The organism is Cobetia sp. UIB-001, assembly GCF_044789135.1.
Taxonomy (GTDB): Bacteria; Pseudomonadota; Gammaproteobacteria; order Pseudomonadales; family Halomonadaceae; genus Cobetia; species Cobetia amphilecti.
Genome location: NZ_CP058244.1, coordinates 2,009,218 through 2,033,460 on the forward strand (window position 1 = coordinate 2,009,218; position 24,243 = coordinate 2,033,460).

Consider the following 24,243-nt stretch of genomic DNA (forward strand, 5'->3'; position numbering starts at 1 on the left):
CTTGAACGAAAAAAACCCCGCCAGGTGGCGGGGTTTTCAGAGCAGGGCATCCAGGCGTCATATCAGGGTGACGTTGAATGCCCTGGCTCAGCTGGAGTCTCGAGCGGTAAACGACTCGGCCTCCTGAGGCTAGCCAGCTCGGTCTAGCCAAGCTCGATCTAGCCAAACTCAAGCTGGAAAAGCTCAGGCTGCGAAGTTCTGTGCAGCGAATTCCCAGTTGATGATGTTCCAGATGCTTTCCAGGTACTTCGGACGCGCATTGCGGTAGTCGACGTAGTAGGCGTGCTCCCAGACGTCGACGGTCAGCAGCGGAGTCTGACCAGACTTGGCGATCGGGGTGTCAGCATCGTCAGTGTTGACGATTTCCAGCTCGCCCTGGGCGTTCTTGACCAGCCAGGTCCAACCGGAACCGAAGTTGCCAGCGGCGGAAGTGTTGAAGGCTTCCTTGAAGTCAGCCACGGAGCCCCACTTGGCCACGATGGCGTCTGCCAGCGGGCCGGACGGCTCGCCACCACCATTCGGGGACAGGCAGTGCCAGTAGAAGGTGTGGTTCCACACCTGAGCTGCCTGGTTGAACAGACCACCCTGGGCGCTCTGGATGATCTCTTCGAGAGATTTTTCTGCGTCAGCAGTGCCTTCGACCATGCTGTTCAGCTTGGTGACGTAGGCTTGGTGATGCTTGCCGTAATGGTACTCAAGGGTCTCGGCAGAGATGGTCGGCTCGAGTGCGTTCTTTTCGTACGGCAGTGCTGGAAGTTCAAATGCCATGGGGATCAGCTCCTTTTCCTCACCAATTGGGTCGTACTCTGCCTTCGTGGGGCTTGGGGCTGAGTATTTCAATGCCTGACCTGCCATCGCGTGATGGAAGAGGGTCAGACAAGCACAGACTCAAGCTCCGCGACCAGCATCACTCCCGGCCCTGAAACTGGCCACCCGCTCAGGCAGCGGGCAAGGGCGAAAGTGCATGACTTGCCGTGCATCCTTCATGCCGTGGCTACGCGCATGAAATGTGCAATCAGCGTGAAAAACCTTGTGAATCCAGATAGCTACGAAGACAGAGGCTGCGCGTATCGCAGTGTCTGGCACTATAGCACCCAGACACCGACAGGCCAACGCTGGTGGGCACTGACCGCGGGATCCTCTCAAGCGTCTTGCAGGGCTCACGTGCATTGCCAGGCTTTTGCCACATTCCTGCCAATCTGCCCTCGATGACGGGCCGTGGCGGGAACCTGATGAGATGACCGAGGTCAGCTGTTAGACTCGATTTCCTGTACGTGAACCGTGACTTATCTTTTGCAGAACCTGCATGACTGTATTTTTATACAGCAAGGCGAAAAAGCGCACTTCCGGTCGTCTTGCGCCGCCCTGAAGATGCTTCGCTGAACCTTTCGCTGCTGATCGTTTGCCGGACCTGGAGCCAGAATGCGGCCGCACAACGCTGAACCGTCTCTCAATGACTCACCGGACGATGCGCTGGTCGCGCGTCCCGACGATGCGCTTGGCGTGCATCACACCCGTCCCCCCGCGCCCAGACGCTGGCCGACGTGGCTTTGCCTCCTCGCCCTGGGGGGTGTGGTGGGCTGGCAGCAGTGGCAGCTGCATGACCTGCAGACCCTCGGGGGCGATCAACGCGATCAGCTCGGCGCGCGTGTCAGCCACCTCGAACGTTCCGTGGCCCAGCTTGAGCAGCAGGGTGATGAGCGCCTGAACGAGCTGCGTGATGCACTGGGTGAGCAACTCAGTGCCCTGGACAGCCAGTTGAATGACACTGTCGTGCCGGCGCTGGCCACCCTGCAGGAGGACAAGGCGTCCCTGTCGAGTGAGGCCGTCGCGCGCCTCGAGACGCTGGAAGACAAGGTGGCGAAGGACGCGGATGGCGCTCAAGAGCGTCTGACCGCCATGGACGAGGCGCTTGATCGTCTGGATGGTCGCGTCACGACGCTTGCCCAGACAGGTGACAATCACGCGACTCTGATCACGGCGCTGCAAGGCTCGATGGCGGCGCTGGAATCCCTCAGCCGTGATGGCCGTGCAGCGCTGGGCGCGCGTCTGGACGCCCAGTCGGCCACGCTTGAGCACCTCGAGCCGCTGGTGGACAAGACCTCCAGCACTCTGGACACGCTGGCTTCCCGCATCGAGAGCTTGCAGAGCGATATTGAAAGCGAGGTTGAGAACAATATTGAAAGCGTTAGCGCCGAGCAGTTGGCCTCGCTCGAGACTCGCCTCACAACACTCAAGACGGACCTGGCCACGCAACAGACCCAGACGCGTGACTTGCAGCAATCGCAGCAGCAACTGGGCGAGACGCTGAAGGCACTGCCGGAGCCGGCGGCGGCCGCCGATGGCGATGAACTGGCCAGCAAGCTCAAGGGCCGTTTCGCGCCGCTTGACGAGCTGGCAGCGCTTGAGACCGCGCAACGCTCACTGGACTCCCAGCTGGGTGAGCTGCGCCGTCAGCAGACAGCGCTCAGTGCCGGCCTTGAAGCCAGCTCACAGGGGGCGTCAGAGGACACGCGAGAGCAGTTGCGCTCGCTGGACGCCAGCCGCCGTCAGCTGAGTGGCCGTGTCGCGTCGCTGCTGGGCCAGGTGTCTGAGCTTGAGCAGCGCGTCAGCCGACTGGAACGTCGCTGAGCTGGCGCCGCAGGGATATAAGCAATGAGATATGGCGTGGTCCGCCACTCTGGCGGGCCATGTAACACGCCCCGTGATGACCGAGCGCCACACGACATGATGAATGGGAACGATGGACAGTGCTTTCCACCAGCACTCAACAAAGGACGAATCATGAGTGGCGACAACAAAGAGTCTGCTCGAGCGACCGGGACGCGCGGTTTGCCGCATCGCTATCTGACGCCGCTGATCGTGTGTGGCGGCCTGTGCTTCGCGCCGCAGGCGCTGGCGATCGATGCCGCCGTCAAGGGCGTCAAGGGCGCGACGGCGACCAATGTGGTCAACTTCCTGGCCGGGATGACGCTTGAGGGCGATGCGCCGGCCGAGCGCTATGAGGATGAGATCATCCGGCGCACCCAGGAAGCGCTGCAGGCCTTCGGTTACTACGATGCCCAGATCACGCTCAGCTATCCCGAGAAGGGGTTGCTGGGCGGCGATGATGTGGTCGTGACGGTGGATGCCGGTGAGCCGGTCACCATCGAGACGCTGGAGCTGCGACTCGAAGGCGACGCCGCGCGCGACAAGGTCATGAAGAAGGTGCTGGCCGACGCCGACCTCGAGGAAGGCGATGTACTGCGCCACTCTCGCTATGACAGCCTCAAGTCGACCCTGACGTCACTCAGCCTCGAACGCGGCTATTTCGACACCTCCTTCTCCCAGCAGCGTATCGAGGTACGCCCCTGGCTGCACTCGGCACGTATCTATCTGGTCATGCAGAGCGGTCAGCGCTACCGCTTTGGCGATATCACCTACCTCAACAGTCAGATAGAGCTGGATCGCGTCAAGGCCATGCAGCCGTTCGAGGCTGGCGATTATTACGAAGCCGGCAAGTTGACCCAGTTCAACCAGCGGCTGAGTGAGGCCGGCTGGTTCCGCTCGGCCGCGATCAAGCCACAGCTCAACCCGGGCGCCGAACTCAAGACCACCAGCCCCGACAGTGAGATCAAGACACCCTATGCCGAGGCGCAGGGCTATGAGGGCTCATGGCTTGCCGATGTCGAGAGGGCTGAAATCGAGAGAGCTGAAGTTGAGGGTGCTGAGGGCGAGCAGACAGGGGATGAGAGCCGTCGCGCTGACGCGGCGTCCCGCTCGGACTCGACGGCGCCTGCTGCGCAGGCCACCGTGAATGCTGATGACGCTGGCTCCGCTGTGGCTGGCACTACCGAAGCCTCCGGCAACGACACGCCGGTGCTGACGGGTGATGCGTTGGAGGCCGCGGTCAAGACGGCCAACGGTCCCATCATTCCCGTGGACATCAGCCTGATTCCCGCTGACCGTCACAAGTTCGAGACCGGTATCGGCTACGCGACGGACGTCGGGCCACGCCTGCAGTTCAGCTGGGAGATGCCGTGGGTCAATCGCTATGGCCATAGCCTGACCAACAGTCTGTTCCTGTCCTCACCGGAACAGACCTTCGAGGGCGAATACCGCATGCCGCTCGAAGACCCGCTCAAGGATAGCTATGTCCTCGAGTACGGGATGTCGAACACCGATGATGAAGATACCGAGAGTCTCGAGACCACCGTGCGCTTTACCCGCGAGTGGAAGTTCGACAATGGCTGGACCCAGCGCGTGTTCTTCGGTTCCACCTATGAGGATTACACCCAGGCGGATGAATCCGGGGCCGTGCTGCTGCTGTATCCCGGTGTGAGCTGGAACCGTACCCGCACGCGTCCCAAGACCTTCCCGATGTGGGGCGACCGCCAACAGCTGACCTTCGAATACGGCGATCAGATGTGGGGCTCGGACGTGACCTTCCTGCGCTCTCAGTTCAACACCAACTGGATACGCTCCATCGGTGACAACCATCGTTTCGTGGCGCGCATGGGCGTCGGCCACGTCGATACCGACAACTTTGATGACATGCCACCTTCGATGCGCTTCTTCACCGGGGGCGACAACAGTGTGCGTGGCTATTCCTACGAGACACTCGCCCCGGAAGATGATGACGGCGATCTGGAAGGCGGTAGCTCATTGCTCACCAGCAGCCTGGAATACGATTACCGCCTGACCGGCGACTGGTGGGGCGCGACCTTCTACGACGCCGGTAACGCCTTCAATGGCTGGGACGCACTCGAGCTCAAGACGGCGGCCGGCATGGGGATTCGCTGGATCTCGCCGGTGGGGCCGATTCGTCTCGATATCGCCCATCCCTTCGATGACGATGACAACGATTACCGTATTCACTTCTCGATCGGGCCGGAATTCTGAGCGGCTCGCGTCTCTAACACGAGTGTCGTGCGGATCAAGCGCCAGCAAAGGACCATCAGCTGAGCGGGTGAGCTGATAAAAAAGATATGGAGATGTTGGAATTGTCTAATCCCTATGTACGTCGGGGCGGCCTGGTCATCCGGTTGCTGATATGGCTGCTCGTGTTCCTGATCGGGCTGACGATGCTGCTGGTCGGGGGCGTGCTGTCTCCGTGGGGCACCGGGCTGGTGCTCGATCAGGCGCGCTCGCGTGGCTTCATCGATTATTCCCAGGCCTCCGGCTCACCGCTGGAAGTACTGTCGCTGAAGGATGTCTCGCTGGACCTGCCGGGGCTGGCCGTCAATGCCGATTCCCTGTCGCTGGCCTGGGGCGAGGACTGCCTGCTCAAGGGCAATCTGTGTCTCGAGTCGCTGGAGTCCAATGGTCTCGCGATCACCCTGAGCGATAGCGGTGCCAGCACTGAACCGGAAGCGGAGAGCGGTGAGAGCCTCAACGTGCCCATCGTGGTGCCGATTCCCATCGAGGTGCGCAAGGTCGCCATTGATGACTTCGCCCTGGCGCTGGCGGATGGCAGTCTCGTCACCTTCGATCATTTCCATACCTCGGCTGCGCTGTCAGTGAGTACGCTGACGCTGGGCGAGACACGCCTGATCACCAGTCGTTTCATTCCGGCCGATGCCGCCGCGGCTCAAGCGACGGCAGACACCTCCAGTCTCGAGGGAGTGAGCATCACGCCTGAGGCTCAGCAAGCGGCGAGCGCAGTGGTCAACACTCAGGTCGTGGCGTCTCAAGCCGAGAGCGCCGCGAGGGCCATCTCGAACAAGGCCATCACGGACGAGACCGTCACGGATGACGCCGCAGAAGTGTCTGGCAAGACTGCCGCTGAAACCACGGACCAGACAGCACAGGCCGGACGCATCGCCTTGCCGGAAGTCTATATTCCGCTGACCATCGAGGTTCCCGATCTTGCCATTGAAGACTTTGCGCTCGAGGGGCCAAGCCCGTATGAGGTCAGTCGCCTGTCGCTGGCGCTCAAGGCGGAAGGGCATGACATCACGCTCTCGCGTCTCGAGGTCGACTCCCGCGACGTGAACGCCGATCTCGTGGCGCAGGTCACCTTGAAGGACGAGTATCCCCTGAGCGCCACGCTCAATGCCGAGACCCTGATTGACCCCGTGCGTCATGAAAAGCTGCGCCTGACTCTGGAAGGCTCGCTGGCGGATCTTGAAGCCTCTCTCAAGGCCGACGGCCCACTTGCCGCTGAGCTTGTGGCCAGCGCGGATGTACTGGACAGTGATCTGCCCTTCGAGGCGCGCCTGAGCTCCGAGCGGATCACCTGGCCCTTTGCTGCCGTCACTGATGCCTCTGATGCCTCTGATGACACCTCCGCTGATGCGCAGAAAGGCGCTCAGACAGCGACCCAAGCCAAGGTTGGCAAGAATACGTCTGGCACCGCTGCCGCTGCCTCCTTCACGCCTGACTATAGCGTCGAGAATCTGGCGCTGGTCGCCAAGGGCTCACTGTCGGGGTATACGACCACGCTGGACGCCATCATCGAGGGGCGTGACATTCCGCGCGCCACCTTGTCATTGGCAGGCGACGGCGATCTCGCGCATTACCGCTGGCAGCCGCTCAAGATCGCGCTCAAGCGTGGCTCCGCGACCACCCGTGGCGAGATTCACTGGCAGGAAGGTATCCAGGTCGCCGCCGAGCTGGCCCTCGACAAGCTGCATCCCGAAGACTTGCTGCCGGCCCCGGCCGGAGGCGGTCAGAAAGCCGTGCGCGGTGAGCTGAGCGGCAATCTCGTGGCCAGCTTCAATCAGCCGCAGCAAGGTCCGTGGGCCGTCGATGTCAGCAAGCTGGATATCCATGGCACCTTGCTCGAGCGTCCGCTCACGCTGACCGGCAAGCTTTCAGGCAATGCCGACATGCAGTGGGACGTCAACGCGCTGGAGCTGCGTCAGGGCCAGAACCGGCTGAGCGCCAATGGCAAGATTGCCAAGACCATCACCCTGGCGGCCAACATCGATTTCCCGGCACTCTCGACCCTGATGCCGGATATCGCGGGTGAGCTCAAGGGCAAGATCGATGCCTCGGGCACGCTCGACAAGCCTCAGCTGGCCAGCAACTTCACCGCACGGCGCCTGCAGATCGGTGAGAACCGAATCTCCGACATGGCGCTGTCGGCCGGGGTCGATGCTCGCAAGCGGGGTATTGATGACCCGGCACTGGATATCGCCCTGAATGCCGATGATGTCAGAGCTGGCGGACAGCAGGTCGCGACGGTCGCGCTGACGCTGGGAGGATTCCTGAGCGATCACACCCTGCAGTTCGATACCGAGATGGCCGGTGAGATGCCGTTGTCCCGTCTGGGACTGACCCTCAAGGGTGGGCTCGACATGGCGCGTGAGCATTATCGTGGTGCGCTGTCTCCGCTGACGGCGAATACCGATTTCGGGGACTTCAACTTCGACACGCCGGCGAGCTTCGATGCCAATCTCGCCAAGGGCAGCGTGCTGGTGCAGCCGTTCTGTCTGAGTCGCGAACAGGGCGGCCAGATCTGTGTCGCCGAGCCCTTGAGCGCGGGTAACGACGGTCAGGCCGTGGTGACTCTCGAGGGGATTCCGCTGGACATGGCCCAGAGCGCCATGCCGGAGAGCTGGACCATCGGCGGTGCCACGGGCGGCAAGATCACGGCAAGCTGGAAGCAGGGTGGCCAACGCTGGAATGCTGACGCGGAGCTGGCGGGCAAGTTGACGCTGGCCGGCGAAGACGCCGACGGCAATGCCTGGTCACTGCCCGAGACCACCCTGCAACTGGCGCTGGAGGCCACACCCGACAAGGCCGATCTCGATACCCAGATTCGCCTCGACAGCGCTGGCGGCATCGGTCTCACCGTGTCGGTCCTCGACCCGGCGGGCGCAGGCCAGCTGGATGGCTCGCTGGCCATCCGCGACATCGACCTCTCGCCGTATCGTCCGCTGGTGGCGGGCATGACTCAGCTGGAAGGCAAGCTGGCGGGTGACGTTGAGGTCGGCGGCAACCTGAGCCTGCCGTCGTTGACCGGCCCGATCGCGCTGACCGGCGTCAAGGTGCAGGGCGAAGGCCTGCCGGTGTCGCTGTCGGATGCCCAGTTCACCGTCGACTTCGATGGCAACAGTGCCGATATCGATGGCTATCTGGTGGGCAATGATGCGCGCTGGGGCATCGATGGCGAGGCGGCCTGGCCGACGCTTGAGGACTGGACGGCGTCATTGAACCTCGACGGCGCGAAGAATCCGCTCGAGCTGCATATCGCGGGGATCGGCCGCATGCGCGTCGCGCCGGACCTCGAGATCAATGCCAGCCCCACGCTGCTCAAGCTGCGGGGGGACGTCAAGGTGCCGTGGACACGCATCGAAGTGGACCAGGTGCCGCCGTCTGCCGTGTCACCCTCCAGTGACACCATCATCATCGAGCGTCCCAGTGATGAGGACACCTCCAACCCGGCCGAGCTTGCCGATGGCAGCGATACTGCCAAGGCGCTCAACGAGGCCGGCATGGCGCTGGATGTACGTATCGGCATTCATATCGGGCCGGATGCGCGCCTGGAGGCGATGGGGCTCAAGACCAAGCTCAGAGGCGATCTCGATGTGCGCCAGTCCAAGGGCGGCGTGCAGGTCTTCGGTGAGGTCAATCTGGTCGACGGGACCTACAAGAGCTTCGGGCAGGACCTGCAGATCAGCAAGGGGCAGGTATTGCTGGCCGGGCCGCCCTCGAGCCCACGTCTGAATATCGAGGCGATCCGTGATCCTGACAACACTGAGGACGACGTGACCGCAGGGGTGCGTGTGACGGGACTTGCCTCGTCACCCAGCGTCGAGATCTTCTCGGACCCGTCGATGGATGAGTCCTCGGCACTGAGTTATCTGCTGCGCGGTGAGGGCCTGGACAGCGACACCAGCAGTGACAGTGCGGTCACGTCCGCCTTGATCGGCATGTCACTGGCGCAAAGTGGCCAGGTGGTCGGCCAGATCGGGGAAACCTTCGGCGTGCGCGACCTGAGTCTGGACAGCTCCGGCAGCGGGGATGACAGCCAGGTGGTGGTCAGCGGCTATATCGCTCCGGACCTGAAGCTCAGCTACGGCGTCGGGCTGTTCTCGCCGATCGCGGAGCTGACACTGCGCTACAAGCTGTTCCGCAATCTGTATGCCGAAGCGGTGTCCGGCACGGCGCAGGCCGTGGATCTGCTCTACAGCTTCTCGCTGGGTCGCAGCGAGCTGGCGCCCAGAGTCGGCAAGGACAGATGACACGTCAGGCCAATTGATTGCCACAGGTTCAGCCCCCATCGACAGGTTCGGTGGGGGCTGTCTCGTTATGGAGGGGGCATTTCAGAGGTGCTAGTTTCGCTTATGCTCGAGGGCTCAATCTCAATCTCAAGCGCACGCGTGTCAGCACAAGACGCTGACGGCCACGGTCACGCAGTGCAGCAACGCTTGATCTTCTTGCCGCTGCCACAGGGACACAGGCTGTTGCGCCCCGGCGTCAGTGTCTGCCACTCGGCATCACCGTCGACATAACGCCAGTGATGGCCATCGTGATGAAAGCGGCTAAGTTCCTGCAATTGCTGGAACTTTCCCTGCTCGAAGAAGGTGGCATGAAAGCGTACCATGCCGGTATCGGCGTCTTGTCCGCTGTCCAGAATCTCCAATGCCAGCCACTGCGGGCCAGCACCTTCGAGATCGGCGCGTGCCGGGCAATGGGCCGGGTCCCAGCTGTCGATCAGGAAGTCACTCAGCGACAGGCAGAAGGCACTGTAGCGGGCGCGCATCAATTGCTCGGGGCGTTCGGCGCGGGTGATGTCAGCATGAATCGGCTGACAGCAATCGGCGTAGCGTCGCGCCTTTGCGCTGTTGGGCTGGCAGGGGCAGATCTTGGGGGGCAGAGATGACATCATTGAACCTATACACGATTGCACGACGCGACACAGGAGAGAGTCCGCCATGTGGATAACGGAAGATAAGCAGACCATTCCTTCAGCGCAGGACAGCTTGCCAGGGCGCAGTGAAGCGGTTCGCATCAGCGGCGTTCATCACGTCAATGGCCGCTCGATTGTACCGCCGTTCGACAGTGAGTGTGAGGAGATCGTGCTGGGGCTGGGCTGCTTCTGGGGAGCCGAGCGCCTCTTCTGGCAGCTGCCGGGCGTCAAGGTGACGGCGGTCGGTTATGCCGGCGGCCATACGCCGAATCCGAGCTATGAAGAGACCTGCACCGGCAAGACAGGCCACACCGAGGTCGTGCGTGTGATCTTTGACCCGACGGTGATCGGCCTGCCGGAGATCCTGCGGGCCAGCTTCGAGGCCCATGACCCGACCCAGGGCATGCGTCAGGGCAATGACATCGGCAACCAGTACCGCAGCGCGATCTATTACACCCGCGAAGACCAGCGCGCCATCGTCGAGAAGAGCATGGCCGACTACCAGCAGGCGCTGGACCAGTCCGGTCTCGGCCGCATCACCACCGAGGTCGCACCGCTGCGCGAGTTCTACTACGCCGAGGAATATCACCAGCAGCATCTGGCCAAGAATCCGGGCGGCTACTGCGGCCTGAAAGGCACGGGAATCAGCTGCCCTATCGGCTGACAGCCTCGGCAGTCATGTCCTGCCTGCAATGACATCGCTGTCATGAGCCTGTTGGAGAGAGATTGCCGCTGAGAGACACGAAAGCCTCATGGTCGCCGCGAAGTTCACGGCCGCCATGAGGCTTTTTTCTGTTTGGAGCAGCTTTCTGTCAGAAACAGCTTTTGTCAGAAAACGCTGTCGGTCAGATGCGGCGAGGCACAGTGTCAGCGGTAGCGCTGTCGGTCCTGCTCGGCTTCTGCAAAGCGATCGATCCACTGCACCAGGGCGCCATCGCCGGTGACGTTGCACGCGGTGCCGAAGCTGTCCTGCGCCAGATAGAGCGCCATCATCAGGCCGACGGCGGCGGCATCGAAGCCCAGCAGGCTCTGCAATACGCCCACCGAGGTCATCGCGGCCCCACCGGGCGAGCCGGGCGCGGCAATGATGGTCACGCCCAGCGCGGCGATGAACGGCAGCAGGGTGGTGAGCTCGGGCGTTGCCAGGGAGGGAGTGACCAGCATCACGCCAATGGCGCACACGGTCAGCGTGATGGCACTGCCGCACATGTGGATGGTGGCCAGCAACGGCACCGCAAAGCTCGCCACGGATGGGGAGATGTGATTGAGGTGCATCTGGCGCACGGTGACCGGAATCGTGGCCGCGGAAGACATGGTACCGGCCGCGGTGAAGTAGGCGGGCAGCATGTGGGCCAGCGCCTTCATGGGCGAGCGACCGGTGCTGGTGCCGCTGGTGACGTAGAGCAAGCTCAGCCACAGCCAGTGCAGGGTCAGCGCCAGCAGCAGGATCATGCCGAAGCTCTTGAGGGTATTGGCCACCGTGCCGGCGATCGTCATCTCGCAGAACAGGCCGGCGATATAGAACGGCAGGGCAGGAATCAACGCCTTGGCGATGAAGCGCTCGACGATGTCACGGCCGCCGTCGGCCAGCTGACGCATGCCGTCATGCTCGGTGGCGGAAATGCCGATGCCGAACAGGAAGGCCGTCACCAGAGCCGTGCTGATATCGGTCAACGGCGGAATATCCAGCGTGAAGTAGGGGCTCAAGTGCTTGATGGCATGACTGACCGGCAGCTGGTCCTGTTGCACGATATGCGGCACGACCTCCAGCCCGACGATGCCCGCCAACAGTCCTGCCAGCGTCGTCGAGGCATAGGCCAGCACGATGGTCAGGGTCAGCAGGCGGCCCGAGGAGCGCTCGAGACGTGCGATCCCGCTCATGATGAAGAACAGGATGATCAGCGGAATGGCGTATTCCAGCAGCTCACCGAACAGTACCTTGAAGGTCAGCAGGGCGCGTATCAGGGATTCGGGAGCCCATTGCCCCAGCAGTATGCCAGCCACGATGCCGAGCACCAGGCGAAAAATCAGGTTCATTATCAGGCCAGTAGAGTCTTGAACGTAGGATGGGCGCGCAGTCTACCATTCTCCCTGAATCGTGACAGTGATCCGTGTCACCCTTCACACCATACATCCTGTATACCGTTATCGTTTTTGTTACTCAAGATTTGGCCATGCTGAAAAGCATACGGTCGTAGTCAGGGTTAAGACCTTCCCACCGGATCTGGGGGTGGGAAGGCGAGCAAGGGTGGGAGAAGCAAAAAGGGGCAAGGAATGCCAAGGACAAGAAAGCCAGGGAGGGGAAGCGTGTTGGCGTCTGAATGGCGGACAATGCCGCCAGTTCGATGCACGACAGTTCATGCAGCCGGTTCAATACAGGCAGTTCAGTGCGCTTCGCTCTGCACCTCTGCCTGTGCTTGTGGCTTGGGCAGCCCGCTCCAGGCATCCAGCTGCTGACTGACACGGCGAGCAAGCCAGGAGCTCAGTCGCCCACGGCGCCACTCGACGAAGCCGACATGCCCACCGCGCTCACTGAGCTCGATGCGAACGGCCTCGGAAGGTTGGTGGAAGCGTGCGAACAGATCGCGTGGCATGAAGGGGTCATCCAGTGATTGCAGTATCAGCGTCGGCAGTTCGATCTCGCTCAGCAGACGGCCCGCCGAGGAGCGCGTGTAGTAATCACTCGCCGAGGTGAAGCCATGCAGGGGTGCGGTGACTTCATTGTCATAGGCCCAGAAACTGTTGAGCTGCGTCAGCTGATGCGCTCCGATCGAGATGGGTAGCGGACCATTGGCAAGCTTCGCTGCCACCTTGGCCTTCAAGCCCTTGAGCAGATGGCGCTGGTAGAGGCGCGAGAAGCCCTGATTGAGCACGTCCGCGCTGGCTGCCAGGTCCAGCGGGGCGCTGATGGCGATCGCGCCGGCCAGATCCAGACCATCACCGCCTTGCTCCGCCACCAGCTTGAGCAGCATGTTGGCGCCCAGCGATACGCCACAGGCGACCTTGATGGCGTGCGGATAGCGTCGCCCCAGCTCGCCGAGCACCCAATAGGCGTCTGCGGTATCTCCGCTGTGATAGGCGCGTGGCAGGCGGTTGGGGGATTGGCCGCAGCCACGGAAATGCATCATCACCGGTCGCCAGCCCATCCGGGCGGCCGCATTGAGCAGCTCACGGGCGTAGGGCGAGCTCAAGTCACCCTCAAGGCCATGAAACAGTACGAACAGGGGCGCATCGTCGCTCAGGGCCGTCGTACGCTCACGCTTTTCATGACCGTCGCTGATGACCCAGGCGAGCTCGACGAAGTCACCATCGGGAAGATTGAGAATCTCGGTGCGTCGACTCAGGGGCGCGCGGGGCAGAAATCGCGGCAACAAGGTCTGGACATGGCGATTGCGCAGGCCAAGGGCAGGGCGAAACTCTGACGTGAAGATGGAGTGCGGCATGTGAGGTAGCTCCAGTGGCAGGCCAGGGCGATGACGTTGGTGGTCGGGTGATGGACATGCCCTTGATGGCGGTGGCCTGCAGCAAGATCTGACAGGAATTTCTGCACGGATATCGTTGGCATCATTTCACTTGGCGACGCCAATCGCTAGTCGCAGTGCAGCATACGCATCGACGCCAACGGCGATAGCTCGCCCTGGATCACACTCCTGGCCTGGCGCTCGAATACTCAGCCTCACGACACACGACAAAAAGCCGCCATCGGCACAGGGCCCATGGCGGCGTGAGGCAGGCGTGTGACGGCAAGCGTCACAGCGAGAGACCCGGACAGTGGTGTGACAGGCCTGATTACAGGCCAGTCGCCGGGCTGCGCGTCAGATTGAGGGCGCCATCTGCGGTGATGACCAGATTGTCCTCGATACGCACACCACCATGCGGTGCCAGCGCCTCGACCAGCTTCCAGTCGATATGCTCACCGCGTGCATCGTTGCGCAGCGGCTCCAGCAGCATGGGGATGATGTAGCAGCCCGGTTCGATGGTGATGGCCATGCCGGTCTCGAGCACACGCGTCAGGCGCAGCATCGGGTGACCTTGCGGCGGATGACGGATGTCGCCGGTGGTGTGATCAGGAATGCGACCCGCCACATCATGGACCTGCAATCCCAGCAGGTGCCCGAGGCCATGCGGGCAGAAGGCTGCCGTGATGCCTTGAGCGACCTGATCCTCGGCGGGCAGGGACACCACGCCCAGTTCCCGCAGCAGCTCACCCAGCTCGCGATGCATCTCGAGGTGCAGGTCGACGTAGTCCACACCGGGCGCGAGTCTTGCGATCAGACGCTTCTGCAGCGCCTCCACGCCCTCGATCAGCGCGCGATAGATCGGTAGCGCATCATCGCCTGCCCAGCTGCGCGTGATGTCAGAGGCATAGCCGTGCACGCTGGCGCCAGCATCCACCAGCAGGCTGTGACGGGCGGCGGGGGCCTGCAAGCCATAATGCTGGTAATGCAGGACCGCGGCATGCGCGTTGAGACCGACGATGTTGCCGTAGGGCACATCCGATTCCCGTTGGCGCGACGCGCCAAGATAGGCCAGCTGGATATCGAGCTCCGCGCCGCCTTCCATGAAGGTGCGCCGGGCAGCCAGATGGCCACGCGCGGCGCGCAGGCTGGCTTCTTCAAGACAGGCGATCTCGAATTCGCTCTTGCAGACGCGTCCCTCGTCGAGCTGGCGCACCAGGCCGACCGGGTTGGGCAGTGCCTCAAGCTCACTGACCACCTGCGGCTGAAGCTCTACGATCTCGCCCAGCAGCGCCACGCGGCCCTCGGGACGCTGTGGCAGTGTCGGCTTGCGCAGATGGACGATCTCGAACTGCTCGGCCCAGGGCGCAGTGTCCGGCGTCGGCAGGCTGGGTGACAGATGCCAGAAGTCATCGGGGGCATAGAGGTAAAGCGTCGGGCGCTCGCCCGGACGAATCACCAGCCAGCTATCGCTGAGACCCGCCATCGGCACCCAGTGCAGGAAATGGGCATGCGACTTGAAGCTGGCATCCTGATCATCGGCGAAATGCCGCTTCGGTTTGCCACTGTGCAGCACGATGGCGTCCAGATCATGCTGCTGCATGGCAACTTCGTAGCCGGATTGCAGCGCCGCCAGATGCGCACGATGTGCCGCGGCGTGGGTGAGTGTCGGGTCGTTGAGCTGGCTGTCAGACATCATGTTTCCTTGCAAACGGTCGGCACGCCTGACCTGGAGGAGTGAACGTCAATGGCGTGAAGTGTTGGAGAATGTAGGAATGAAGGGGAGAGCGTCGCTGAGCCGGCGCCTGCGCCCCTCCTGCCCGGATGACTCACGAGAAACGGGCTTCAAGCTGGTGCCAGAGTTCACTGACACTGTCGTGGCGCGGCACGCGCGGGCGATACAGGCGGATATGCAGGCTCAGGTCCCAGCGCGGGTCACCGGCACGTACCAGCTTGCCGTTGGCGATTTCCTCTGCGGCCAGCCGCTGCGGCAACCAGCCGATGCCATAGCCCTGCAACACCAGCGCCTTGATGTTGGCCGCCTGGATATTCTCGTTCATGGTGACCAGATGTGCCTGAATCGGGACCTGAGCGAGATGCGCCATCAGCGAGGTGGCGATGACGGCGCGCGGGTGCGGGCTGATGAACGGCAGCGGATTGCGCCGCGTGCCCGGCAACTGATGACGGGGATTGCCATCCGCGCCGGGCGCGCACAGCGGGATGAAGGTTTCTTCGCCGACCACCAGGTATTGGTAACTGTCCAGCTCAAAGCCCAGGTCCACACGTGCCTGGGGCCAATAGCACAGCGCCAGATCACATTCGCCGCGATCCAGCCCGTGGAAATAGTCGGCCGCCAGCCAGCCGGTGGCACGCAGATAAGGCAGCACCTGCTCACGCAGCTGAAGCTGATCGAGCCAATCGGGCAGGAAGTGCGACACCAGAGACTGCGGTGCCCCCAGCGATATCTTGCTGGCTTGCTGCTGGGCCATGTCCTGCAGGCGTTCGCGTGTGATGCGCACGCGCTCGGTGATCTGCTCGCACAGCTGGAGAAACTCGTCTCCGGCGGGAGTGAGCGACAGCGGCAGGGTCTGACGATTGATCAAGGTGGTGCCCATCTCCTCTTCCAGCAACTTGATGCGGCGGGAAAAGGTGGGCTGAGAGACATTCTGTGCATCGGCTGCCCGCGAGAAATGTCGGGTCTGAGCCAGAACGATGAAATCTTCGAGCCAGCGAATTTCCATGTAATCGGAGTGCCTCGTCGGCCTGGGAGAAGGCCATGTCAGGAGGTCGGGCGCACATCTCTTCGGACGTGTCACACCAGAGTATCTTGGGGATGCGTCATCGGGGCCCGGTGCCACGCTGAATCTTCTTCTAGCATCGTGGGCAATGGCGCCAATTGACCTGTTGGTCAGTGACGGTTGTGCGAAATCTTGCCCACACAAAACGCGAGATGCAATCGTCAATGAGGGCAAGACGCAAGGTTGCCGATGACAATGGCAACCTTGCGCGGTCTTTCCTTGCTTGGGGCCGGAAACGCAATGATCGATGGCGCCCATCACATCGCCGTCATCACTTTCGTCACTGCCATCACATCAGTCGATGCGGCCTTCTTCCACGGCGTGGCAGGCGACCTGACCGGTGTCCGTGGCGATCAGGCGCGGAATCTCCGTACGGCAACGCTGATTGGCATGCGGACAACGGCCATGGAAGACACAGCCCGAAGGCAGATTGACCGGCGTCGGCACCTCGCCCTCGAGGCGAATGTGGTTGGGTTTGTCATCGTGCAGCCGCGGGATCGCCGACATCAATGCCTGGGTGTAGGGGTGACGCGGGCGGGCGAACAGTGAACGGGTGTCCGCCAGCTCGCACAGCGTGCCCAGATACATCACCGCAACGCGGGTGCCGAAGTGCTCGACCACGGCCAGATCGTGGGTGATGAACAGATACGTCAGGTTGCGTTGCTCCTGCGCCTCCATCATCAGGTTGAGCACCTGCGCCTGGATCGACACGTCCAGCGCCGAGATCGGCTCATCGGCGACGATGAATTCCGGGTCCACCGCCAGCGCGCGGGCGATCGAGATACGCTGACGCTGACCGCCGGAGAATTCGTGCGCGAAGCGTTTGCCCCAGTCCGGGTCGATGCCCACCGAGCGCATCACCTCCTCGATCTTGTCGCGCACCTCGCCATCCTTGAGCGTCGGCTGATGGAAGCGCAGCGGCTCCTCCAGCGTCTGCTGGATGGTCATGCGCGGATTCAGCGACGCATAGGGATTCTGGAAGATCATCTGCATGCGACGGCGGTAGGGCAGCAGGTCCCGCGGGGCCATATTGTCGATGCGGGTGCCGTCAAAACGGACCTCGCCACCACTGGGCTTGAGAAGCCCCATCACGGTGCGCGCGACCGTCGACTTGCCGCAGCCGGATTCCCCGACCACGCACAGCGCCTCACCGCGTTTGACGTCCAGTGTGACGCCATTGATGGCGTGCACGTATTCCTGCTTGCGACGCAGGCGTCCCTTCTCGAAGGTCAGCTGCTCGAGAAAGTCGCCGGACAACGAGAAGCGCTTCTCGAGATCACGAATTTCCACCAGGGTTTCGCCAAGCTCGGCGCTATCTACACGGGTGGAGGCCTGGGAGGAGGACTGAGCGTCCTTCAGAATTGCCGCGCTCATGCATTCACCTCCGTGCGGTGGCTGTCAGTGGGAGTGGCGCCATTGCCGTTGGCATCGGTGATGATCGGGGTCCAGCGCTCGCTGGCCACCATGGCATCGACCATATGACAGGCCACCTTGCAGTTGCCGGAATGGGCAAAGGCCGGCACCTTCTCGAGGCAGATATTCGCCGCGAAGTCACAGCGCGGATTGAAGGCGCAACCGGCCGGAATCTTGGTCAGGGTCGGCATCGAGCCACGAATCTGGTTCAGACGGCTGCCCGGTGTGGCCATCTGGGGCAGGGCGTTGATCAGCCCCTGGGTGTAGGGGTGCTGAGCATCATTGATGATCTCGCGGGTCGGCCCCTGTTCGATGACGCGCCCGGCATACATCACCAGGGTGCGCTGGGTGACCTGGCTGACCACGCCCAGGTCGTGGGTGATCAGGATCAGCCCGACGTTGTGCTTTTCGCACAGCAGCAGCAACAGCTCCATGATCTCGGCCTGGATGGTCACATCCAGCGCGGTGGTCGGCTCATCGGCGACGATGATGTCCGGGTCCAGCAGCAGCGCGATGGCGATGATGATGCGCTGACGCATGCCGCCGGACAGCTCATGCGGGTACTGATCCAGGCGCTTTTCCGGTGAGGGAATGAAGACCTGATTGAGCTTGTGCAGGGCGATGGCGCGCGCATCCTTGCGCGAGATGCGGCGGTGCGCCTTCAGGCACTCGATCATCTGCTCGCCGATGGTCAGCACCGGATTGAGCGTCATCATCGGGTCCTGGAAGATCATCGAGATGCGGTTGCCGCGAATCGACTGCATCGCCTTGGGCTTGAGGGTGTTGAGCACCTCGCCATCGAACTTGATCTCGCCGCCGGCGATGTAGCCGGGCTTGGCGATCAGATTCAGGATGGTGAAGGCCGCGACCGACTTGCCGGCCCCTGATTCACCGACGATCCCCAGGCGCTCACCGCGTTCCAGGGTGAAACTGACGTCGCGCAGGGCGCGCACCTCACCGCCTCGCATGGCGAAGCGGACGTCGAGGTTGTTGACTTCAAGTAGTGCCATTGTCTTGACTCCTCTCGGCTTCAGCCCTTGTAGAGACGCGGGTTCATGACATCACGCAGCCAGTCGCCCAGCAGGTTGATGACCAGGACCAGCACGATCAGCACGCCACCGGGGATCAGCGTGATCCACCAGCTGCCTGACTGCAGGTAGTCGAAGCCGGACTTGATCAGTGACCCCAGCGACGGCTGGGTCTCCGGCATGCCGAGACCGAGGAAGGACAGCGCCGCCTCCGAGATGATCGCGTTGGCGATCTGCACCGTGGAGATGACGAAGATCGGCGACAGGGTATTGGGCAGGATGTGACGGAACATGATGCGACGGGAGCGGAAGCCCATCACCCGCGCGGCATCGACGTATTCCTTGTTCTTCTCCGCCAGCACCGAGGCGCGGACGGTACGCGCATACTGCGGCCATTCCGCCAGCCCGATGATCAGGATCAACAGGATCAGCGCGTAATCCGAGAAGGCGGCGCCACCGAAGGTCGCCTTGATGATGGCGCCCACCACGATGGCCACCATCAGGGTCGAGAACGACAGCTGGATATCGGCCATGCGCATCAGGAAGGCATCGATACGCCCGCCCAGATAGCCCGCCAGCAGCCCGAAGGTCACGCCGAGCAGTGCCTGCAGGATGACCGCGCCGAAGCCGATCAACAGCGACACGCGCGTGCCGTAGAGAATGGTGGAGAGCAGATCACGCCCCTGGGCATCGGTGCCCAGCAGGAAGGCCGGATCACCGCCCGCCATCCACGCCGGCGGCAGCTCCGAGTTCATGATGTCGATGCTGGCCAGATCATAGGGATCGGCCGGGGCAATCCACGGCGCGAGGAAGGCCCCGAGCACCATGGCGATGAACACCAGCAGACAGGCCTGAGCCATCCAGTCACGCTTGAAGCTGTAGACCAGATAGGACTCGCGGAAACGCTGCCAACGGCCGGGGACCACGATGGAGCTGGTCTTCGGGGTGACGGGCGCGTTGCTCGATTGGGTATTGGATTGGCTCATGCCGGTTTCCCCGCAAGCTTGACGGTGGGGTTGACCAGTCCGTAGATCAGATCGACGAGGGTGTTGGTGATCACGAAGATCACGCCGACCATCATCAGGTAGGCCACGATCAGCGGGATGTCGGAGCGGGTGATGGCCTCGAGGAACATCAGGCCCATGCCCGGCCACTGGAAGACGGTCTCGGTCAGGATGGTGTAGGCGACCATGGTGCCGATCTGCACGCCGCCGACGGTGATCACCGGCAGCATGGTGTTCTTCAGTGCGTGCAGGAAGTAGATACGCTTGAGGCCGATGCCCTTGGCGCGTGCGAACTTGATGTAGTCCGACTGCAGCACTTCCATCATCTCGGCACGAATCAGGCGGATGAACAGCGGCAGCATGATCGAGGCCAGCGAGATGGCCGGCAGTACCAGGTGCCAGAGGCCGTCGGCGGTGAAGAAGCCGCTCGACCAGGTGCCCGCGACGTGTACCAGCTCACCACGTCCGTAGGAGGGCATGCCGCCATCGGTGGACAGCATGCCGTTCAGGACACTGCCCCAGGTGGTGTCGCTGGGGAACCAGTCCACGGTCACGCCGATCGCGAACAGCTGGATCAACACGATGGCGGTCAGGAAGACCGGCACCGAGATACCGATGATCGAGGTACCCATGAACAGGCGTGACAGCCAGTTGCGCGGGCGAATCGCCGCGAACACTCCGATGGGCGCCGAGAGCAGGATGATGATCAGGCTCGAGGCCATCACCAGCTCCAGCGTGGCGGGCAGGTGCTTGAGAATCACCTCGGTCGCCGGCTGCTTGTAGAAATACGAGTTGCCGAGATCGCCCTGCAGGGCATTGCCGGCAAAACGCAGATATTGGGTGATGAAGGGGTCGTTGAGGCCCATTTCATCGCGCATGACTTCACGCTGGGCTTCCGACACGGCCTGGCCGGTCATCTCGCGCAGCGGGTCGCCCAGGTTGTCCTGGATGGCGAAGCTGATGATGCTGATCACGAACATGACCAGTACGGCGTGCATCAGGCGTTTGATCAGAAAGGCAATCATGGATCGCCACCTTCCTCGTGAACATCACGGTCTCGCGCGCGTCAGCCCTATCCATGCTGGCCGATCACGCTGGGTGTCAGGTATCCCGCTCGTCGCTGGCCTGTCATCGGGCACAGGCTCCCCAACCCATCACCGACAGGCGATGGCGAGGAAAACGACAGGCGGGGGTAAGTCGTCGCGTTCAGGTCAGCAGGGCAACCAGAGAGTTCGCTTAGGCTATCTCCGGTTGCCTGACTTGCCTGTCGCGAGGGGTGCGTGGCCAGGAACATGGCGCTGAACGATGCAAGGCGGTTCAGTGCCTGTCACTCATGGCGTGGGATCACTCCTGGTCGATGACCAGATCCCCCAGGTACGGGAAGTTCATCACGTTCAGCACCGGCTCGATGTTGACGCCATCACGCGCGCCCCAGGCCAGGTTCTGCCAGTGCAGCGGCACGAAACCGGCATCGTCGTAGACGGCTTTCTCGGCGGCCTGCAACATCTTGGCGCGCTTCTCGGTGTCGGTTTCCAGGTTGGCCTCGGTGACCATCTTGTCGACGTCCGGATTGCAGTAGTTGCCGGAGTTGTACTGACCGACACCGCTGTCGGCATCCGGGCAGAAGGTCAGGAATTCGAAGAAGTTGGCACTGTCTTCGGTGTCCGAGTGCCAGCCGATCATCATCATGTCGGCCGCGCGCGCATCATATTCCGGCCAGTATTGGGCCTTGGGCAGGGTCTTCAGATCCACCGTGATGTTGATCCTGGCCAGCATCGAGGCCACGGCCTGGGCGATCTTGGCGTCGTTCACATAGCGGTTGTTGGGCGCCATCATGCTGATCTCGAAGCCATCCTCGTATCCGGCTTCCTTCATCAGCTCCTTGGCCTTGGCCACGTCATAGCGCGGGGTCAGCTCGGGGTTGTGGCCCTGATAGCCATCCGGTGACATCTGGGCTGCGGGGGTCGCGAAGCCTTTCATCAGCTTCTGGGCGATGCCTTCCTGATTGATGGCGTAGTTGACGGCCTGACGGACACGCTTGTCCTTGAAGGCTTCGACACGCTCTTGGTTCATCTGGAAGGTGATGATGCGGGTGCCGCTCATCTCGACCAGGTGCACGCCATCCTGCTTGCGAATGCGTTCCAGATCGGTCGGCGGTACCGGCGCGATGAAGTCCATGTCACCCGACAGCAGCGCCGCGACACGCGTGGCGTTTTCCTTGATCGGCGTCAGCACGATGTCATCGACGTTACCCGGCGATTCGGTGTCCCAGTAATCCTCGAAGCGCTCGAAACTTATCTTCACACCCTGCTGACGGTCCGCGACCTTGTAGGGGCCCGTGCCGGACTCGTTGCGTGAGGCGAAGGTGTTGGCCGCCTTGGCGATCTCATCCTTGGCCTTGCCGTCTTCGGTCTCACCGGAATAGAACGCGCTGTCCATCGGGAAGATGTAGGTGGCCGCATTCAGCACCAGCGGGAACGGCTTGTCGGTTACCAGATCCACGGTGTAGTCATCGACGGCCTTGACGTCGGTGAAGGGTGCGAAGATGGCCTTGAAGTCGGCACTCTTCTTGAGGCGCTCGATGGTCCAGACCACATCCTTGGCGGAGAAGTCATTGCCGGAGTGGAACTTGACGCCTTCGCGCAGGTGGAAGCGCATGGTGTTGTCATCGACACGCTCCCAGCTCTTGGCCAGGCGGCCATCGAAGCCGAGGTCCTTGTTCCAGCGAATCAGCGGGTCGTAGACCATGTGCGACAGCTGCAGGGTGCCGCCGGAAAGCTGCTCGTGGATATCGAGGGTCACGGGGTCAGCGTCGTAGGCCATGCGCAGGGTGACGTCTTCGGCCATTGCCGGAGCCGCCATGGCCAATGTCGCGCTGCCGATCAGCGCACACAGGGTCTTCTTGGGCAAGAAAGACTGGAGGGCATTCTGACGGGTCATGAGCATCCCTTTGCTTGTGTAGTTTGATTGTTGTTGTGGCGATCCTGCGCGGCTGTCGAGGCAGACACGCAGGATGCGTTCTAACAGTAGAGAGTCACTTGGTCGCGGGACAATCGAAATGTTGAGTAGCCGGATGCAGGTGGTGAATAGCCTTTTCCTGATCACGCAACGTCATCCAGGCTGGTGCAGGGCGCGAGATCGACGAAGCGACAGCCCGGATGTCACACGGCAACGCCATTTCTCAGATCAATAAAGCCGCGAGCTGAGGGCGTCTCCTGTCGGGGCAATGCGGTGCGATTCAGTCCTGTCATATGCTGGGCACGCCGCCGTGATACTCGCCTGCCTCGTTCACACTGCAAGCCTTCATGACAAGTAGATCCCAATAGAATCAATCACCTGAGGCAAGTGTAATAATCGAGGTCTGGGAAGTTTTTGGGACGCGGTGTGGCGGTGGTGTGTATCAGTTCCGTCAGCCGACGGCGCCTGCTTGAGAGACATTGCGTACGCTGAATACCGCCACCCAGGCTTCAGGCCACCTGGCGATAAACAGACACCATCAGCGGTAGAAAAGCCGACAGGATAGGCAGTGATTTTTCAATGCGTGCAGTCTCTGCACTTGATTGGTGCGCATGGCGTTCTGCGACCAAAGTTGCGCCTCAGAGGCCCTCCACGAAGGGCTGCAAGGTCGATACTGCGCTGTAAAATTCCCGAACGCTGCGCTGAAAACACGTGAAAGACTTTCCAGCGCCGGTGACTGCCAGCCTGATTCCATTCGATAGACGCCAAGGCAGTCGATGCAGGAAAGCACTGACAGTGGGAGAAAGGCGCTGGAGGGTCGTCTTGATAAGAGGGAGGCCTGAAACGCGACGCGCCTCCCGAGTGGGAGGCGCGTTGGAGGGCACTGATGTTGCTACCGGCATTCTGCAGCACCGGCAGCTGGATCAGGTCGGCCTGATCAGTCCTGCTGCGGCAAAGGCTCGATGCGGTCCACACGATACAGCTGCGGCACCTGTGACAGGTTGCTGATGGTGCAATCGAGGTTGTTCACCCGACCATCGGACAGGCCGTAGACCCAGCCGTGCACTTCCAGCTTCTGACCGCGCTCCCAGGCACGCTGCAGGATCTTGGTTCTGGCCAGGTTCTGCACCTGAGAGCGGACATTGAGTTCGCACATGCGGTCGACCTGCTCATCCAGCGGCAGGTCCTTGAGCTCGTCATAGTGCAGGTTGTAGAGCTCACGCAGGGTGTGCAGCCAGTAGTCAACCATGCCATTGTCACCGCCGGTGATCGAGGCACGCACGCCACCACAACCGTAATGGCCGACGATCATGATGTGCTCGACCTTCAGGACATCGACGGCGTACTGGATCACCGACAACGCGTTCATGTCGTTGTAGTGGATCAGGTTGGCGACATTGCGATGAACGAAGACTTCGCCGGGCGGCAGGTCGATGATCTGGTTGGCCGGTACGCGGGAATCCGAGCAGCCGATCCACAGAAAATCAGGATTCTGCTGGTCCGAGAGGCGCTTGAAGAACTCAGGGTCGCGCTCGGTCATGGATTCAGCCCAGACCTTGTTTTGCTCAAGCAGCTTTTCGATATTGCTCATGGCAGGGAGACCACTTTTCAAATGACGGGGGCAGGGGACGGTTGTCGCACAGGGGCGTTGGCCGTGGTGCCTCTCGGGCGCAGAGCCTCTTGGCTCAGACCCATGAGGCAGGCATTCACGGCAGCGTCAGGCAAGACGTTAGAGCGCTAATGTTA

General features: G+C 62.0%; 16 protein-coding genes. 4 read left to right on the forward strand and 12 right to left on the reverse strand.

All coding sequences use genetic code 11. The features are described from left to right. Positions 1 to 183: 183 nt before the first annotated feature. The gene (locus HA399_RS08460) at positions 184 to 768 is read right to left on the reverse strand and encodes a superoxide dismutase (RefSeq protein ID WP_043334256.1); all 585 of its coding nucleotides are present in this window, start codon (positions 766 to 768) and stop codon (positions 184 to 186) included. Positions 769 to 1,422: 654 nt separating this feature from the next. On the opposite strand from HA399_RS08460, the gene HA399_RS08465 reads away from it, so the two are divergent. The 3 genes from HA399_RS08465 (at position 1,423) to HA399_RS08475 (ending at position 9,170) form a co-directional block, all read left to right on the forward strand. Next, a complete protein-coding gene (locus tag HA399_RS08465) occupies positions 1,423 to 2,631 on the forward strand; it encodes a hypothetical protein (protein ID WP_404326822.1) in 1,209 nt (402 codons plus the stop codon). Between the two features lie 153 nt (positions 2,632 to 2,784). Beyond that, positions 2,785 to 4,881 (forward strand): autotransporter assembly complex family protein, encoded by a 2,097-nt coding sequence (locus tag HA399_RS08470; protein ID WP_404326823.1) that lies wholly within the window; start codon positions 2,785 to 2,787, stop codon positions 4,879 to 4,881. A gap of 92 nt (positions 4,882 to 4,973) precedes the next feature. Then, a complete protein-coding gene (locus HA399_RS08475; RefSeq protein ID WP_404326824.1) occupies positions 4,974 to 9,170 on the forward strand; it encodes a translocation/assembly module TamB domain-containing protein in 4,197 nt (1,398 codons plus the stop codon). Positions 9,171 to 9,337: 167 nt separating this feature from the next. On the opposite strand, the gene HA399_RS08480 is transcribed toward HA399_RS08475, so the two are convergent. After that, the gene (locus HA399_RS08480; RefSeq protein WP_131432037.1) at positions 9,338 to 9,814 is read right to left on the reverse strand and encodes a YchJ family protein; all 477 of its coding nucleotides are present in this window, start codon (positions 9,812 to 9,814) and stop codon (positions 9,338 to 9,340) included. Positions 9,815 to 9,863: 49 nt separating this feature from the next. Between HA399_RS08480 and msrA the strand changes: the two genes are divergently transcribed. Then, positions 9,864 to 10,502 carry a peptide-methionine (S)-S-oxide reductase MsrA gene (gene msrA / locus HA399_RS08485; protein WP_404326825.1) on the forward strand — a complete coding sequence of 213 codons (639 nt, stop codon included), beginning with the start codon at positions 9,864 to 9,866 and terminating at the stop codon, positions 10,500 to 10,502. Positions 10,503 to 10,705: 203 nt separating this feature from the next. Here the strand turns inward: msrA and HA399_RS08490 are convergent, their stop codons facing one another. The 10 genes from HA399_RS08490 to can all read right to left on the reverse strand — a co-directional run bounded on the left by HA399_RS08490 (position 10,706) and on the right by can (position 24,088). Beyond that, a complete protein-coding gene (locus HA399_RS08490; RefSeq protein ID WP_131432039.1) occupies positions 10,706 to 11,875 on the reverse strand; it encodes a dicarboxylate/amino acid:cation symporter in 1,170 nt (389 codons plus the stop codon). A gap of 347 nt (positions 11,876 to 12,222) precedes the next feature. Beyond that, positions 12,223 to 13,281, reverse strand: a complete 1,059-nt coding sequence (locus tag HA399_RS08495; RefSeq protein ID WP_043334253.1) for a hydrolase — start codon at positions 13,279 to 13,281, stop codon at positions 12,223 to 12,225. A gap of 346 nt (positions 13,282 to 13,627) precedes the next feature. After that, a complete protein-coding gene (gene pepQ, locus HA399_RS08500; protein ID WP_404326826.1) occupies positions 13,628 to 14,992 on the reverse strand; it encodes a Xaa-Pro dipeptidase in 1,365 nt (454 codons plus the stop codon). A gap of 133 nt (positions 14,993 to 15,125) precedes the next feature. Further along, on the reverse strand, positions 15,126 to 16,037 hold the full coding sequence (locus HA399_RS08505) for a LysR family transcriptional regulator (RefSeq protein ID WP_404326827.1): 912 nt from the start codon (positions 16,035 to 16,037) through the stop codon (positions 15,126 to 15,128). Between the two features lie 351 nt (positions 16,038 to 16,388). Then, complete coding sequence (locus HA399_RS08510) at positions 16,389 to 17,468, reverse strand: ABC transporter ATP-binding protein (protein ID WP_107334800.1); 1,080 nt, start codon at positions 17,466 to 17,468, stop codon at positions 16,389 to 16,391. Beyond that, positions 17,465 to 18,517, reverse strand: coding sequence for an ABC transporter ATP-binding protein (locus HA399_RS08515; RefSeq protein ID WP_404326829.1), 1,053 nt, complete (start codon positions 18,515 to 18,517; stop codon positions 17,465 to 17,467). The genes HA399_RS08510 and HA399_RS08515 overlap by 4 nt, the downstream gene beginning before the upstream one ends. Before the next feature lie 20 nt (positions 18,518 to 18,537). Continuing rightward, on the reverse strand, positions 18,538 to 19,521 hold the full coding sequence (locus HA399_RS08520; protein ID WP_052384673.1) for an ABC transporter permease: 984 nt from the start codon (positions 19,519 to 19,521) through the stop codon (positions 18,538 to 18,540). Continuing rightward, positions 19,518 to 20,564, reverse strand: coding sequence for an ABC transporter permease (locus HA399_RS08525; protein WP_054556671.1), 1,047 nt, complete (start codon positions 20,562 to 20,564; stop codon positions 19,518 to 19,520). The genes HA399_RS08520 and HA399_RS08525 overlap by 4 nt, the downstream gene beginning before the upstream one ends. Positions 20,565 to 20,883: 319 nt before the next feature. Beyond that, a complete protein-coding gene (locus tag HA399_RS08530) occupies positions 20,884 to 22,479 on the reverse strand; it encodes an ABC transporter substrate-binding protein (protein WP_404326831.1) in 1,596 nt (531 codons plus the stop codon). A 955-nt stretch (positions 22,480 to 23,434) separates the two neighbouring features. Then, on the reverse strand, positions 23,435 to 24,088 hold the full coding sequence (gene can / locus HA399_RS08535) for a carbonate dehydratase (protein WP_043334249.1): 654 nt from the start codon (positions 24,086 to 24,088) through the stop codon (positions 23,435 to 23,437). Positions 24,089 to 24,243 lie beyond the last annotated feature (155 nt).